General features: G+C 42.1%; 15 protein-coding genes and 1 pseudogene. 13 read left to right on the forward strand and 3 right to left on the reverse strand.

Annotation, left to right across the window (positions count from 1 at the left end; translation table 11 throughout):
- Window positions 1–169 precede the first annotated feature (169 nt).
- The 8 genes from BN1234_RS03640 (at window position 170) to BN1234_RS03675 (ending at window position 7047) form a co-directional block, all read left to right on the forward strand.
- Window positions 170–2341, forward strand: a complete 2172-nt coding sequence (locus BN1234_RS03640; protein WP_054955304.1) for a stalk domain-containing protein — start codon at window positions 170–172, stop codon at window positions 2339–2341.
- Window positions 2342–2650: 309 nt separating this feature from the next.
- Window positions 2651–3076: a DMT family transporter gene (locus BN1234_RS03645; RefSeq protein ID WP_054955305.1), complete on the forward strand. Its 426-nt coding sequence runs from the start codon at window positions 2651–2653 to the stop codon at window positions 3074–3076.
- Window positions 3077–3105: 29 nt separating this feature from the next.
- Window positions 3106–3813, forward strand: a complete 708-nt coding sequence (locus tag BN1234_RS03650; protein WP_054955321.1) for a Crp/Fnr family transcriptional regulator — start codon at window positions 3106–3108, stop codon at window positions 3811–3813.
- A 32-nt stretch (window positions 3814–3845) separates the two neighbouring features.
- On the forward strand, window positions 3846–4289 hold the full coding sequence (locus tag BN1234_RS03655; RefSeq protein WP_054955306.1) for a DMT family transporter: 444 nt from the start codon (window positions 3846–3848) through the stop codon (window positions 4287–4289).
- Between the two features lie 122 nt (window positions 4290–4411).
- A complete protein-coding gene (locus BN1234_RS03660) occupies window positions 4412–4861 on the forward strand; it encodes an RrF2 family transcriptional regulator (RefSeq protein ID WP_245640084.1) in 450 nt (149 codons plus the stop codon).
- A gap of 110 nt (window positions 4862–4971) precedes the next feature.
- Window positions 4972–5607 carry a nitroreductase family protein gene (locus BN1234_RS03665; protein ID WP_054955307.1) on the forward strand — a complete coding sequence of 212 codons (636 nt, stop codon included), beginning with the start codon at window positions 4972–4974 and terminating at the stop codon, window positions 5605–5607.
- A 103-nt stretch (window positions 5608–5710) separates the two neighbouring features.
- Window positions 5711–6343: an FMN-dependent NADH-azoreductase gene (locus tag BN1234_RS03670; protein ID WP_054955308.1), complete on the forward strand. Its 633-nt coding sequence runs from the start codon at window positions 5711–5713 to the stop codon at window positions 6341–6343.
- Between the two features lie 284 nt (window positions 6344–6627).
- Window positions 6628–7047, forward strand: a complete 420-nt coding sequence (locus BN1234_RS03675) for an LSm family protein (RefSeq protein ID WP_170307982.1) — start codon at window positions 6628–6630, stop codon at window positions 7045–7047.
- A gap of 69 nt (window positions 7048–7116) precedes the next feature.
- On the opposite strand, the gene BN1234_RS03680 is transcribed toward BN1234_RS03675, so the two are convergent.
- On the reverse strand, window positions 7117–7986 hold the full coding sequence (locus BN1234_RS03680) for a pentapeptide repeat-containing protein (protein WP_054955310.1): 870 nt from the start codon (window positions 7984–7986) through the stop codon (window positions 7117–7119).
- Between the two features lie 152 nt (window positions 7987–8138).
- On the opposite strand from BN1234_RS03680, the gene BN1234_RS03685 reads away from it, so the two are divergent.
- Genes BN1234_RS03685 through BN1234_RS03695 form a run of 3 tightly spaced genes read left to right on the forward strand, consistent with a single transcriptional unit; the run spans window position 8139 to window position 11872 of the window.
- Complete coding sequence (locus tag BN1234_RS03685) at window positions 8139–9599, forward strand: spore germination protein (RefSeq protein WP_054955311.1); 1461 nt, start codon at window positions 8139–8141, stop codon at window positions 9597–9599.
- 15 nt (window positions 9600–9614) lie between these two features.
- Window positions 9615–10742, forward strand: coding sequence for a GerAB/ArcD/ProY family transporter (locus tag BN1234_RS03690; RefSeq protein WP_054955312.1), 1128 nt, complete (start codon window positions 9615–9617; stop codon window positions 10740–10742).
- Entirely contained in the window at window positions 10739–11872 is a 1134-nt protein-coding gene (locus BN1234_RS03695) for a Ger(x)C family spore germination protein (protein WP_054955313.1), read from the forward strand. The genes BN1234_RS03690 and BN1234_RS03695 overlap by 4 nt, the downstream gene beginning before the upstream one ends.
- Before the next feature lie 70 nt (window positions 11873–11942).
- Here BN1234_RS03695 and BN1234_RS03700 read toward each other — a convergent pair whose 3' ends face one another.
- Window positions 11943–12860, reverse strand: coding sequence for an aldo/keto reductase (locus BN1234_RS03700; protein ID WP_054955314.1), 918 nt, complete (start codon window positions 12858–12860; stop codon window positions 11943–11945).
- 109 nt (window positions 12861–12969) lie between these two features.
- Window positions 12970–14229 carry a CYP152 family fatty-acid peroxygenase CypC gene (cypC, locus tag BN1234_RS03705; protein WP_054955315.1) on the reverse strand — a complete coding sequence of 420 codons (1260 nt, stop codon included), beginning with the start codon at window positions 14227–14229 and terminating at the stop codon, window positions 12970–12972.
- A 252-nt stretch (window positions 14230–14481) separates the two neighbouring features.
- Here cypC and BN1234_RS23030 point away from each other — a divergent pair, with 252 nt between their 5' ends.
- Both BN1234_RS23030 and BN1234_RS23035 read left to right on the forward strand, forming a co-directional pair.
- Complete coding sequence (locus BN1234_RS23030; protein WP_054955316.1) at window positions 14482–14985, forward strand: D-alanyl-D-alanine carboxypeptidase family protein; 504 nt, start codon at window positions 14482–14484, stop codon at window positions 14983–14985.
- A pseudogene (locus BN1234_RS23035) lies at window positions 14982–15088 on the forward strand (D-Ala-D-Ala carboxypeptidase VanY); the annotation flags it as partial. The gene BN1234_RS23030 and the pseudogene BN1234_RS23035, both read left to right, overlap by 4 nt.

Below are 15088 nucleotides of genomic sequence, written 5' to 3' on the forward strand. Positions count from 1 at the left end.
TTTATCTAATCTAAGACTAAGTACTAGGGGCTAGTTATTGTTATGAAAAAATCGAAAGTTAGACATGATCTGATATTTATATATCAAATAGAGAAACTATTTCCAATGTTTAGCGTTTAATACTATGACGAATTGGAAAATTTAAACTAGAGTTAGAAGGAGTCTACGAATGAAACTGAAGAAGTTATCGATTGTAACAGTGCTGGCATTATCTCAAGTGGCAGCAGGGATACCTGCCTCAGCAGAAGCGGCTAACAAGGGGTTACAGCAAGGTAAAGTTGCTCAAGAGGCGCGGAATACGGCTCCTTCAGCAGGAGAAGTTAATTTAAATCAGAAAATCCCTCCATCAACCGACGTAATCCAGGAGCCAGAAGAAACGGATTCTATGGAAACTGAGGGTACGCAAGATGTGCCAACCGTTCCACCAGTGACAGAGATTCCGTCAAACGAGGGTGAAGCAGAACCTGAGAAGCCGGTAAATCTGAATGAACTCATTCTTTATTTTAATAGTACTAAGATGGAACACGGAGGCAAGGTCTACAATTCTCCCCAGCCCATGCAGGTAAAGAAGGGCGTTTCCTATGTACCTATTCGAGCGCTGGTAGATCGTGTCGGTTTTAAAGTTACCTATGATAAGAAAACCAAAGAGACGGTTATTATAAAAGGAAAAAATGAGCTTCGGTTCAAAACAGACAGCAACAGCTACACGGTAAATGGTGTGAAGAAGGCAATGAAAGGCACTTCATATCAGACAAAGAACACCTTCATGGTTCCTTTAACAGCCATTACACAAGCTCTGAATATTCCCTATAAAGCAGATAACGTGGGCAAGCGGGTTATCATGAGCTTGGAAACCAAGCCGGTGGCTAAGTTTACGATCGAACAGAAAGAGGTATTGGCAGGTGAAACGTTCGTTACATATAAGACGGAAACGGAATCCCCTCTGAACCTTCCAATTGTAGATGAACGCTGGGAAGGTAAACAAGATATTTTTGACACACCGGGTGATTACATAGTCAGTTATTCCGTACAGGATGCAGCCGGTAACTGGAGTGATCCATATACGCAGACAATAACGGTGACCAAGCCTAACGAGCCGCCGGTTGCTTCCTTTACAACAGACAAGGCCGAATATAAAATGGGTGAGCTTATAACGATTACCGATGAAAGCTATGACGATGACACAATCATGAACCATCAATGGGAGAATAAAGCATACGCCTTCTTTACCCCAGGGCCCAAGACGATCAAGCTTACGGTTACCGATAATAAAGGACTCACTTCAACTTTCGAGACGATGATCAATATTACGAATGAAACCCTCTATAATGAAAATGATTTTAACATGCTCTTTATTCCTGAGGGAGAGAAGTTTATTTTCGATAGTGGATCAGTTCCTTCGAGACCGAAAATAAGCTATATGTTCCAGGATGAAGCGAGTACACTCATTCGAAGCAATAGTCCTGAAACAGTTAATAGTGAGGGAATAGTATATCGTGAAACCGCGGCAGGCGATATACGCTTTATGATTCATCATGTTAACAATCTGGCGAAGAATGTGAAGATGTATGTAGTAGCAACGAATTTGAATGATACCGATGCGGAGTTAAGAACGGATTATCTTGGGTTTGCAGGACCAACTTATATCGCTACAGCTGCCGGTAAAAAGTCCGTTTTGAACTACTTCCAGTCCATGCAGGATGGCTCCAAGCAGTCAACAATAACGATTAAGCCGAATGAGCGAAAGCTGGTTATGCTGGAGCTTAGCAAGACCCGAATGAAAACAGGAGATGTCATCTCACTCTTTTCGGATGTTTACAGTGATGCTCCGCTTCAGTTCGATGTGATTATGATTGATGAAAAATCAGATCCGCTAACCGTTCTGGATCAACTGCCAATTCTGGATCGAGACGGTGTACACAACCGGGGCACTTATCCGAATTCTACACGTGTTATCCGCTATATGGAATTAGTGGGGAGTGAAGCGCAGCGCCTGACTCTGGGTGATAACCTGGATGATCCGAACCTTCAGGGAATGGATCCTATGTACGGTGAAGTGGCATTCAATACAGGTAATTTCGGTGTATTATATAAAATCACACTGGATCGAGTTGCACCGAATACATTAGTTTCATTCAATCCTAGAGGCGGGAAGTACTCCGGTTACGCGATGGTAAATGGCTCGATTACAGCAATCTATTCTGCTGGTCAGGTCAAACCGGATGAACAAGCAGTCTTATACCGTACTGGTGAATATGAGCAAAAAGTTGAAATATTATTAACCGCAGCCCCTGGCAGTAACCTTCCTGTCAACCTCTTATTTACTCCATTGCCGAAATAGAGACGGGGGAGAGGTAAGGACAGGCATAAGCCGCACAAGAACGGAGAGTGATCTCTGTTCTTGTGCGGTATTTTTTTATTTACTTACCCTGTTCTCTGTGGAGAGGTCCCCCATACAGAATTTCAACTGCTCTTCTAATGTTATTGTACTATATTAAGTTACTGCCGATTCATGACTTACATATTTGGAGATGAATGGAGAGTGTAATATTTAAGAAAATTCGTTAGACTATGAGGACATATGTCCTATCCTAACCGAGTGGTCATGTTTTTTAATAATAATCAAAATAGTGTATGAGGAGTTAAGACAGTGAGAGGAATTATTTTCGCATTTTTAGGAGGGGCTTGCATAACACTTCAAGGTGTTGCTAACGCCCGAATAAGTCAGGACATCGGTACTTGGCAGGCTGCTGCGATTACCCAGTTAACTGGATTTGTAATGGCATTTATAATCATGTTGTTTCTCAAACAAGGAAATTGGAAGGGATTTAAACAGGTCAAACCGCTATATTTGTCCGGAGGTGCCTTAGCCGCCATTATCATATTCAGCGAGGTTACCGCTATTCAGAAAATTGGTGTTACATTTACGATTGCTGCCCTGCTTATTGCCCAGTTGTTTCTAACCTTTATTATTGATATCAACGGTTGGTTTGGTGTCGTAAAGAAGAAAATGAGACTTCCACAGTTCATTGGCATCGGGATGATGATTGCAGGAGTAATCATTCTTAAACTGTAATAGAAGAAGTTATGGAGGCGGATAACATCGTGAATGAGGATTTAGATCGTAAGCGGCTAGAGCTTTATATGAAGGACTACAAATTGGAAACTATTTTTAACGAGGAACTTCTGCCGCATCTGTCTTTATACTCGTTTAATCAAGGGGAGTTTATTTGTACGCAAGGAGAACCTTCCAGCATGATGTATATTCTTGTTAAAGGGAAGGTGAAGATTTTTACTACCTCAGCGGAAGGGAAAGCACTTATTCTATCCTTTATGAAGCCACTTGAAGTAATCGGGGATATCGAATACTTGCAAGGTTTGGACATGATTAATACGGTTGAGGCTGTTTCTCCAGTCAAGATGATCGGTGTTCATCACCGCTGGCTGAATAAGTATGGAAAAGATCATGCGCCTTTGCTGCAATTTTTACTGGATATTGTATCAAAAAAAATCTATATGAAATCCAATTTCTTAAGCTTTAATCTTATGCATCCGGTAGAAGTGCGTCTGGCAAGTTATTTGATGTCTGTTTCTTATGATGAGTCTGATGCAATCATCAAAGGTGAGTTCAGTACTCTCAGCCTGGTAGATGCAGCGAACCTCATCGGGACCAGTTATAGACATTTAAACAGGGTCATTCGCAAGTTCTGTCAGGAGGGCCTTTTAGAGCGTAAAAGAGGATTTATTCAGATAAAGGACAGAGAAGGATTAAGTATAAAGGCAGAACATAATATTTATGAACAGTCACTGTAAGGAAATAAAATGATCAACTAGGAGTGCATTTCATGATTTTAGGAATGATGTTAGCCATAATTGCGGGTTCACTGGTAAGTTTACAAACTATTTTCAACAGCAAGGTTAATGAAAAGGCGAGCCCTTGGTCAACTACTGCGTTAGTACTTGGCCTCGGTTTTGCGGCATCATTGATTATCAGCTTAGTCGTTGAAGGGAAGAATACATTTACTATTTTTGGGCAGATGCAGCCATGGTACTGGTTCAGCGGAATGATTGGCGTGGGCGTTGTTATCTGTTTGGTGCATGGTATAAGGCTTCTTGGCCCCACATATGCGATTTCAGTTGTGATGACCTCCCAACTAGGCTTTGCTCTGTTGTGGGACTCTTTAGGATGGTTCGGTCTGGAAAAGGTTCCGTTTACATTCAATCAGCTGCTGGGTGTGCTGGTAATCATTTGTGGTATTATCGTATTTAAAAGAGGGGAAGCCGCGTGATTGGTAAGATGATGGCAAGATGAATAAACCGATTTGCTCAGGCAATCCAATGAGTATTGATGGAGTGTTATGATGTAGGGTACAATATTGGAATGATCCGGGATAAAGGGGAGGTACAGAAATTGAACAATTCATCGTGCAAGAAACCGGCAATGGCCTGCCCATCGACTTATAAAACGTTTAGTTTGGCACTTCAAGCACTTGTTGTGCTGGAGAAGCAGTCCGGAAAATGCTCAAGCGGGGACATCGCGGCTCATCTCCATACAGATGCAACGCTGCTGCGGAGAATTCTAAAAGCCTTGGCTCATGAACAAATTATTGAGGCGCGTGAGGGAAGAGACGGAGGATACCGTTTACGTAAGAGCGCTGATTCAATATCTCTAGCCGACGTATACAGTGCACTTCAAATTCACACAACGATTGCAGACAGCATGTTGGACGCCGCAAGAGAAAACTGTGTCGGCGGACAGATGAAAAATGCATTTTCAGATATTTTGGATGAGATTGAAGAAAGTACGCTGCAAGTTCTGAAGTCATACACCATTGCAAATATCGTCGAGAAGATTATGTAATGTATTGACAATAGAATTATGAATGGCTTATACTGTGCAATTATTAGCATAGTATAATCATAATCAAAACTGTGCATAATTTTACACATAAAAAAACAGGAGTGTTCCATATGTCCCTAAAGAGAGAAAATAACTACTTCAATTTGGTGAAAGAACGGCGCTCGGTACGCTATTATGACCCATCCATAACGATTCCAAGAGAAGAGATGGAGGAGATCTTAACAGAGGCAGCATTAGCGCCCTCATCAAGCAATCTTCAACCCTGGAGATTTTTGGTTATTGATGAAAAGGAGTTAAAAGAAAAGCTTCATCCGATTGCCAATAATCAGAATCAAGTGCTGCAGGCATCCGCTGTCATTGCAGTGCTGGGTGACATGAAGTGGTATGAAAAAGGAAAGGAAATCTATTCACAAGCCTATGAAGCAGGGCTTATGACAGAGGATATTAAAGATCGCTTTATTGCGTCTTCTGCTATGTATCACCGTTTAGATGATGCCAAGAAGAAGAGCATTGTGGATATTGATGGCGGTCTTGTCTCTATGCAGCTGATGTTATCCGCTAAGGCAAGAGGCTATGACACGGTTCCGATGGGTGGATTTAATGCCGAAAAATTCAAACAGGAATTTAACGTTCCGGATCAGTACGAAACTATTATGCTCATCGCGATCGGTAAAGCTGCGAATCCCGGATTCCCTTCTGTAAGACTTCCACTGAATGAAATTACTTTTTGGAATCAAATTATATAATAAATAGTGACTATAAAAGATAAAGGTGCTATACTAATAACATCAAAATTTCAATTAGGTTGCTAACACCTATATAAAACAATCAGACAGGGGAACAGATACAATGAATATATTAGTTGTTAAAGCAAACAACCGCCCAGCTGCAGAAGCTGTGTCTAGTAAAATGTACGAGACTTTCATGGAAGAGATGAAAGGAACCAATGTAACTACTTATGATGTATACGAAGAGGACATGCCATACTTCGGACAGGATCTGTTTAACGCATTCGGAAATGTTCAAAACGGGGTAGAATTATCCGATGTAGAAGCACGTCTGCTTGCTGCGAAACAAAAAGCAATGGATGCATTGTCTGCAGCGGATGTCGTAGTATTTGCATTCCCGCTTTGGAACCTGACGATTCCTGCTAAGCTGCAAACATTTATTGATTATGTATACCAAGCCGGGTTTACATTCAGATATAATGAAGAAGGCCAATTAGTTGGGATGATGAAAGACAAGAAGGCTATTCTGCTTTCTGCTCGTGGCGGTATTTACTCAACGCCTGAAACAGCTCCAATGGAAATGGCAGTGAGCTACATGCGTAATGTTATTGGCGGCGTATTCGGAATGGAGATCATTAATGAAGTTGTGATCGAAGGTCATAATGCATTCCCTGCCCGCAAAGATGAAATTATTGCTGAAGGTTTGGAAAGAGTTAAAGCAGCAGCAGCTGAGCTACAAAAACAAACCGTATAATTGAGCTTTCTCAAAAGTAGATTTCTTGATTAACGAGGCAGCTCATTCGAGAAAATCACACAAAATATAAAGACATGGTGATGCTAGGGAGGATATCCCGGCACCGCCATGTCTTTATTTTGTCTATGGATTTCTGTGCAAGCCTTTTTTGTTCGGAAATTTGGCTGTTTTATTGAGGACACCTGTTCTTTAGCCCTATTTAAACCGGTGTTGAAAAGGCACAAGAACATGACCTTCAAATGAATAACATAATAGATGAGAACACAAAAAGCGAGGTGATTAAGGTGTCTGCTGGAAAAAAGAAGAGATCTCGCCGTCATAGAGAAACAGACCAATACGTGGGGAAGCCGGTCATGGTTGTTTTAAAGGATGGAAGTTATTATATTGGAATTCTCAATGATGTTAATAAGGATGCACTTACTCTTTCCGGAATTCAGCCTGAAATGAGGCTCCCTGATTACTTTATGAGTAATCAAGCTCAAGATCGGGCACAGATTTCGGGCTTCTTAAGTAATCTATTTGGCAGCTTTGGAGGCTTTGGAGGTGGAGGCGCAGCAGGAGCGGAAGCTGGAGTTGGAGCTAATGAAGGCGGGGGCGGCAGGATGAATCTTTTTGAAATGTTCGGGAAAATCATGCCCCATATCCAGGTTGGTATAAAAATGGTTAAGACAATTATGCCGTTGATCGGAATGTTTAAAATATAGGAATCCCTGAGGCTGTCGAAGACATTAAGGTCTAAAGCGCTTGAATAAATCAAGCGCTCTTTGTGTTTCCTAGTGATGGCTCCAATGCATTGGATAAATAAGTGAAGCGGGTATTCGTGTAGTATGATCACCTTTTGCTGCATTAAGCTGTGTTTGTGTGAGAAAAAGGCTGCCTGTCAGGTCGGCGCCCCGAAGATCAGCATCCCGAAGATCAGCTCCAATGAGGTCCGCCACTCTCAAATCCGTTCCTTTTAAGTTTGCAGCAATTAAATAAGCTCCTCTTAAATTAGCGCAGCGGAGATCGGCGCCTTTCAAGTTGGCACCCATGAGGTCGATTCCCCGACCTTCGATTTTTGGCTTGAAAGCCGGACTCGGATTCTGCTGCTTGGCTTCATTCCGAACGAGTTCGCTTGTTCTTAGAAGAAGTGTGTTGACGCTGGCACGATGAGAAGCGACATCAAGTTCCAGAATGAATTGTGGGCTCAGACTTGTAAGTCTTTGGGTATCCTGCTCAGCGAGTCGAAGTTCTGAATGGATAGGATGAGCCCCATTAAGGCTAAGCGCTTCAGATAGATACCAGAGAAGTTCATGGAGCTGCCACATGACCGGGAAGACTTGATACATTTCAGCTGCTGACTTTGGATTGTTACGCCAATCCTGACCACCATAAGTAACCTGAGAAACTTGTTGCCCGGCACCAAAGCAATCATATACCGTACAGCCGCGGAAGCCTATCTGTCTTAGTTTTGTATGAACCCTGCACCGGAAATTATCCTGAAGATGTTTGCATGGATGTCCTGCATCCTTACTCACGGCGAAATCAACGGAAGCAGAGAAGGGGAGTGCAACACAGCAAAGGCCGAAGCAGTTCTCGCAATTTGCTTGAAGATGGCTACGATCCAGAAATGGCTTCGTTTTTGAGTCATGATCCTGATTCATTTATACATAAACTCCGTTTCTCGTTGGAATAATTACAGAGCCTGATTATGCATTAAAACAGCAGGTCTGGGACATATTAACTGTAGTTCATCAACAAAGAAAGTTAGAAATAATACGGATTCAATCTATAAAAAGATGAAAGTGGGATCAACATGTCGGATTTTAGTGATCAAATCGAGAGTCAACTTAAAGATCTGCTGCATGGAAGCGAAGGTTTGGTCATTAAACCACTTGGGAAACAGATTGTTATAGGTTATATGGCAGGCATGGTTGATAGTGCACAATTGAACTTGAATCTTATTGGCAGGTTAGTGCCCCTGGATCATGTGAATACATTGGAGGAGTTATCCGATCATATAGCTATTGGTGATTGTAAGCCATTTGATAAGCTCTCTGACGCAATAGAAATGCTGTTAAGCGGATTTGCTATTGTGCTTCTTAAGGGAGTAGACGGAGGCTTAATCGTCAATGTAACTAACATTCCATCGCGAGCTTCTTCCAGTGCGGATACCGAATCGACCATTTATGGTCCCATGATTGCTTTTAGCGAATCGACGGAGAAGAACATTGCCTTGCTTCGGGCTTATATAACCAGCGATAAACTTATTCAGGAAAAAGTGCAGCTGGATTCAGAAACCAACACAACGGCAACATTGCTGTACATGAATCAAGAGGAGAAGAATCCGTTTGTTGACCTGATCCGCACTCGAATAAAAAACAAAAAAATCAAAGGGATAATTGGAAGTCCTTTATTTCTCAAACTGTTGACAGATACTAAATATTCAGTATTTCCCCAAATGGGTTTATCGGAGCGTCCTGACCGTACGGCTCAAGCCATTCTGGAAGGCAAGGTCGTCGTTATGGTGGAGGGAAACTCTCAGGTCATTATCGGTCCGAATACATTTACCGATTTCTTTCAATCCGTTGAAGACCGATATTCAACGTGGGGAATTGGTATGTTTAACCGTTCGCTTCGGGCTCTCGCTTTGGTGATCTCTGTATTCATAACTCCACTGTATGTGGCTGCATTAACTTATCATTATGAAATGATTCCGATGCCGCTGCTTGAACCTCTTATTACTTCTCGCTCGCGTGTTCCGTTTCCTCCATTATTAGAAGCACTAATTATGGAGATTTCCATTGAGCTGTTAAGGGAAGCCGGTGCCCGCCTGCCGACGAAAGTAGGTCAAACGATGGGTATTGTAGGCGGTATTGTTATCGGACAAGCAGCTGTAGAGGCAGGATTTACGAGTAATATTCTGATACTACTCGTTGCACTCGCTGCGCTTGCTTCGTTCACCACGCCCAATTATATGATGAGCTCGTCCATCCGGGTTATCCGGTTTCCGATGTTAATTGCTGCCGGAGCATTGGGGCTTATTGGAATTACATTTTTTACGGCGTTTCTAGTGATTCATCTGCTGCGGATGACTAGTTACGGCAAGCCGTATATGTATCCCCTATATCCTCCAAATAAATCGGGGCTGATCAGCAGCATGCTAGTGACCGAAGCTTCACAGTTTCGATATCAGACAGATCTCACCAAAAGCAACGTTAAACAACAAAGTAAATCATGGATTTCTAGATGGTTTAAATCTAACGACAACGAATGAACGCGAGGTTGAGCGATGAAGGTACTTTCAAATCCCCCTAAAAATAGTCAGATCCATGCTTATCTCCTGTTCTATTTCATATGTAACGTTCAAATTGGAGTTGGAATATTCAATTTTGAACGTTACATCTTTGAGACAGCAAAGCATGATGCATGGATTTCTGTTATTCTTGCAGGTCTGGTTGCACATCTGTTCGTTTGGTTCATTGTTCGGGCACTTCATAAGTACGAATCGACAGATTTGTACGGCATTCACTTTGACATGTATGGCAAAGTCATTGGAACGGTATTTAACTGTATCTATATGTTGTACTACTTATGCATTACCATCATTATCATGAGGAATTATATTGAAGTCATTCAAGGCTGGATCTTCCCAGATATTTCTTCGTGGGTGATTCTCGCGTTAATTTCATTATTAATCATCTTTGCAGGATTTGGTGGATTGCGAGTAATCGTAGGCATGTGCCTGCTTGGCTTTATTGTCATTATTTTCACCATGTTATTGTTCCATTCATCGCTGGAATATGCCATTTGGTCACAGCTGCTTCCTGTCTTGGAAACGAAAACGGCTAATATTATAGACGGGGCGATCAGAATGAGCTTTAGCTTGGCAGGCTTCGAGATTATTCTGTTCATTTATCCTTTCGTTGTTAATAAAGAGCGTGCCATGCTGCATTCACAGCTTGCGGTTGGGTTCGCGAATCTTGTGTATTTAATCATCATGGTGCTTTCCATCGTATATTTCTCTTCTAATCAATTGGAACGTTCAATCTGGCCTTCCATTAACATGCTTAAAATTGTGAAGTATCCTTTTCTGGAACGACTCGAGTTTATTGTGGTTTCCGTATGGATGCTCGTGGTTATAACAGGAATTTTGATAAACACATGGGTCGTAACTCGAGGGTTTAAACGGATGTGGAATCTCAATCAGAAAGCAACCCTAGTGTTCATTATTGCATTGGCAATGGGAGTTGCTGTAACCATTAAAGGACATGAAACCGTTGATCAGGTAAACAAAATCATCGGGATGGGAAGTCTCGCATTTTCTTTTGTATATCCATTTCTCCTAAGTTTGCTCGTGCTTATTGTATTTAAGTTTCGTGGACGGAGGCGATCGAATAAAAAAGGAGGCAGTCAATGAGAAAAGTTCAGTTAAGCTTAATAATAGTTCTGCTGCTAGTTCTTACTGCATGCCACCATACCAGTGTGCTTGAACGGCAATCCATAATGGTGGCATTGGCGTATGAGGCGAAGGAGAATAAAACTTTTCAAGTGACAGGAACGTTCATCGAAGCACAATCGGGACAAAAGGAAATGAGCCGGTCCGTGTCGGTTGAGGCAGATACGAGTAAAGGCGCTCGTCTCAAGATGAATCAAATGCTTCCATATGAAGTGGCCTCAGGTCAAACACGGGTCATTTTGCTGAATCGGGGTATCTTTCAGTATAAAATGTTACATGAAATTGATGTTTTGAGCCGTGACCCGTTTTTCGGAGATATGATCAAAATAGCTATTGTGGATGGTTCTCCAGGAGATTTGCTTACACATCCATATAAAAACTATTCGAACATAGGAACTTCACTAAATGACTTGTTAGATCATAATACGAGTGTGAACTGGGTTCCGAATATGACTTTGCATGACTTCACACATTCCACAGGAACAAACAGACTGGATATGGCCATCCCTGTAATCAAGCGTGAAGAAGAAGAAATTACATTAAGCAGCATTGCTTTAATACACAGGAATCAGATCGTCGGGGAAGCAACCCCGAACGAAGGCTTCTTTCTGAAGACACTGAAAGGCTCCAATACACCTTATCTGTACGAGTTAAAGATAAAGAAAGAAGATACAAAAGCCAGCGGCATGGATCAATTTCTTGAAGACGGTGCTAATGAGATAAAAGTGGTGTTTAATGTGACCAGGAACAAAGGGAAGATAAAGCTTGTAGACCGAAAGAATATCAAATTTACTGCCCATATTGATATTGATGTGGACATTCAGGAAGTATCCGAACAATATAGATTTAATGAGAAAGGCGCGATTGAGGCGCTGGAGAATCAATTAAATATCGAATTAACGAATCAGCTGCAGGAATTTCTGGATAAGCTTCGTAGATTAAAATCCGATTGTGTTGGCTTTGGGGAGGTTTATCGCAGTAAGGTGGGCAATTCCGCACAAGTGGAGGAAAGATGGCACGATGAGTTTCCGGAGTCTACAATCAAAGGTAAGGTGACCATTCAAGTGATTCGAACAGGAATTATTGAGTAAAAAAAGAACCGCTCATGGATAATGGACGCAATAATGCTTCCATTATCCGTAGAGCGGTTTTTAATTATCCTTAAGGAAGAATGTTTCCGGCTGCACGATAAATCTCGTACCATTCCTCGCGTGACAGGCGAATGTCGGCTGCTTTAATGCAGTCTTTCAACCGTTCAATATTCATGGTACCAATGACAGGCTGCATGTTCGCTGGATGACGAAGCAGCCATGCAACTGCGATCGTGGTGTTGCTTACATTATATTTCTCAGCGATTTCATCGATTTTGCTGTTCAATTCAGGGAACTTATCGTTACCGAGGAACACTCCTTCGAAGAATCCGTATTGGAAAGGTGACCATGGTTGAATCGTAATGTCATGTAACCGGCAGAAATCCAGTACACTTCCGTCACGGTTTACTGCGGAGTTATTCTCCATATTGACATTGATTCCATTAGAAATCATGTTTGCATTCGTGATACTAAGCTGTAGCTGATTAACTACGATAGGTTGTTTGACCACTTTTTTCAAGAGCTGAATTTGCATCGGATTCTGATTGGAAACACCAAAATGCCGCACCTTACCGGAGGATTCTAGTTGATCAAACGCTTCAGCAACCTCTTCAGGCTCAACGAGCGCATCCGGACGATGAAGAAGCAGAACATCCAGGTAATCGGTTTTCAATCTTTTCAAAATGTTATCAACTGAATTCAGAATATGCTCTTTGGAAAAGTCGAACATGCCTGGACGAATTCCGCATTTGGATTGAAGTATCATTTGTTCACGGACCGTAGCATTCATATGTACTGCATCTGCAAAGATCTCCTCACACGTTCCGCCGCCATAAATATCGGCATGATCAAAGAAGTTTGCGCCTTCTTCCAGTGCGGTTTGGACAAAACGCTCAGCTTCAGTCTTATCGAGTGAGTTGATTCGCATGCAGCCAACGGCTACAACCGGCACTTCAAGTGTACTACTGCCAAGTTTAATCTTTCTCATATAAGTAGGGCCTCCATATCAAGTTAAGTTTTAATGTGATGCAGACAAACAATTACCGGCATGCCTTATGTATATTGTGACACGCAGGTGAGGGAGTATCAACATATTTTTAAACTAAAGCTCTGACGTTTCGGATGACGATATGACTGTGCGGCAGGGAGGGCATATCATGAAAGCTAAAGCTTACATCCTGCACGGGTACCTGGTAGCTCATCTTATTTGCCAGAAAATCAATACTTTCCTTCATAATTTCAAGTGTAATCCATTCACCGGCGCAGCGGTGTCCTGTATCATGATCCCCGCCGCCTTGAGGAATAAAATTGAACGGGCTGCCGTTCCAGTCATTGAACCGGTCAGGTCGGAATAACTCGGGTTGTTCCCACAGATCAGGATGGTGATTGGTCCCGTATAAATCAAGAATGGTCAGCACGCCTTCATTGAATTGATAACCATTCCAGGTGAAATCTTTGACCGCACGTGCCGGAACAAAAGGAAAGAAAGGATAGAATCGGCGTACTTCTTGAACAAAGTTCTTCAATTGCTGCTCATCTGCCGATTGTAATTTTAGCCGTTCTTCCGGTTGTTGAATAACGGCGAGAGCCGTGAAGCAAATATAAATCGAAACAGCAACTATAGGCCGCAAAATATTTATGATCTCAACCGCCACAATTTTTTTGTCGAGAAGTTCCCCGTTTAGGTCCCGATGCCACGAAAAAGAGTACAAGGCTGTATTCTCTGGTGGTTCCATTGCACCTGTACGTACACTTTCAACGAGTTCCTGAACCCATTTCTCTATTTTGGAACGCGCATTCCTTCCCTTTATATGCTTGAATCCCAAGGCAGCTGTCGCTTCAATCATGGAACCGAGCCATTCAGTCTTCTCTTTAACTTCTTCTTCGGCCAAAGGCACGCCAGCCCATTCACAAGCTGTACGGCACAATAATTCTTTAGCTTCTTCATAGATCGTTATTTCTTCTTTGTGTTCCCAACGGCGAACAGCAAGTTCCCATTGTTTACGCGTAATATCTCTCATGGATTGAAGTGCTTCACCTGACATGACAGACATAAACATGGCTTTCCGGTGGCGATGTGCCTCTCCATCAAGCGTCTGAACACCATCTTCACCAAACAGGGTCTTCAATACTCTCTTCGGGGCTGCGCCGTTCCGCTTGAATTTCTCAGAATCATATATTAATTTGGCTGCTTCTTCACCCCGTATACATATCGCCCGTTCACCTAACAGGCGTGTTTCAAAAATATCGGATTGAAAGCCGATGGCTCTGTTCGTAATGTACAAGTATCCCTCTCTTAGTACACTCAAGCTGTTATCGAGTCCGTCTTCCTTAGGAATGAAATTTTTCTGTTCCATCATCGAAGCCTCCTATACTCCTTTTATTTTTCGTATGTAACGCAGTACTTTATTAATACCCGTTAAGATCACAGTTGAACGAAAGGAGGACTATTTAGAAGCTTGTCAATAGCTTGTGAGGTATGATAACATTTTCAGGCATGTGAAATGACGTAGACTTCATTTAACTTCTAATTGTGATACATAGAGTTGTAATCATATTTTATTATTGTTGTTAAGCTAGTGTGTTCAGACATAAGGGAGTTGTTGAATTTGAAAAAGTGGTTTGTCTCGCTTGCTTTTTTGCTGCTGATCGGATGTCAGTCCGCTGAATCCATGCAGAACAGAGATATAAGTGCTGAAGACAGCACAGAAAGTCAGGTTGCGGAGAAGGAGCCTGAAAAGACCCATGAGACGGTTTCGATTCCAAGAGATCAGATTCATAAAGGTAATCTGCTATTGGTTAACAAGGATAATCCGGTAAATGAGGCGGGTATTCCTGCTGATATTGTAAATCTATACGACAATAATGAACTTACAGAGGGATTTGCCTTGTTAGACAACACGATTCAATTATCGACTGGCGTAGTTGAGAAATTTGGAGAAATGGTTGATGCAGCGGCACGTCAAGGAGTTACGCATTTCATGATCAGCAGCGGTTATCGTAATCTGGACGAGCAGCAGAGGCTCTATAAAGAGATTGGCTCTGATTATGCACTTCCGGTGGGTACAGTGAGCATAACGTTGGATTATCGCTTGATATCGGTTCAACATTGAAACCGATTGATCAAGCTCCTGAAGGAAAATGGTTGAAAGAGAATGCCTGGGATCTTGGATTTATCCTCAGATACCCTGTAGATAAAACCGCCATAACAGGCAT

It is taken from the genome of Paenibacillus dakarensis (assembly GCF_001373415.1).
Lineage (GTDB): Bacteria > Bacillota > Bacilli > Paenibacillales > Paenibacillaceae > Paenibacillus_AQ > Paenibacillus_AQ dakarensis.

Excerpts from the sequence above, each read along its gene's own strand:
- BN1234_RS03640 (WP_054955304.1), top strand. The coding sequence starts at position 170 with ATGAAACTGAAGAAGTTATCGATTGTAACAGTGCTGGCATTATCTCAA.
- BN1234_RS03655 (WP_054955306.1), top strand. The coding sequence starts at position 3,846 with ATGATTTTAGGAATGATGTTAGCCATAATTGCGGGTTCACTGGTAAGT.
- BN1234_RS03665 (WP_054955307.1), top strand. The coding sequence starts at position 4,972 with ATGTCCCTAAAGAGAGAAAATAACTACTTCAATTTGGTGAAAGAACGG.
- BN1234_RS03670 (WP_054955308.1), top strand. The coding sequence starts at position 5,711 with ATGAATATATTAGTTGTTAAAGCAAACAACCGCCCAGCTGCAGAAGCT.
- BN1234_RS03680 (WP_054955310.1), bottom strand. The coding sequence starts at position 7,986 with ATGAATCAGGATCATGACTCAAAAACGAAGCCATTTCTGGATCGTAGC.
- BN1234_RS03685 (WP_054955311.1), top strand. The coding sequence starts at position 8,139 with ATGTCGGATTTTAGTGATCAAATCGAGAGTCAACTTAAAGATCTGCTG.
- BN1234_RS03690 (WP_054955312.1), top strand. The coding sequence starts at position 9,615 with ATGAAGGTACTTTCAAATCCCCCTAAAAATAGTCAGATCCATGCTTAT.
- BN1234_RS03695 (WP_054955313.1), top strand. The coding sequence starts at position 10,739 with ATGAGAAAAGTTCAGTTAAGCTTAATAATAGTTCTGCTGCTAGTTCTT.
- BN1234_RS03700 (WP_054955314.1), bottom strand. The coding sequence starts at position 12,860 with ATGAGAAAGATTAAACTTGGCAGTAGTACACTTGAAGTGCCGGTTGTA.
- cypC (WP_054955315.1), bottom strand. The coding sequence starts at position 14,229 with ATGGAACAGAAAAATTTCATTCCTAAGGAAGACGGACTCGATAACAGC.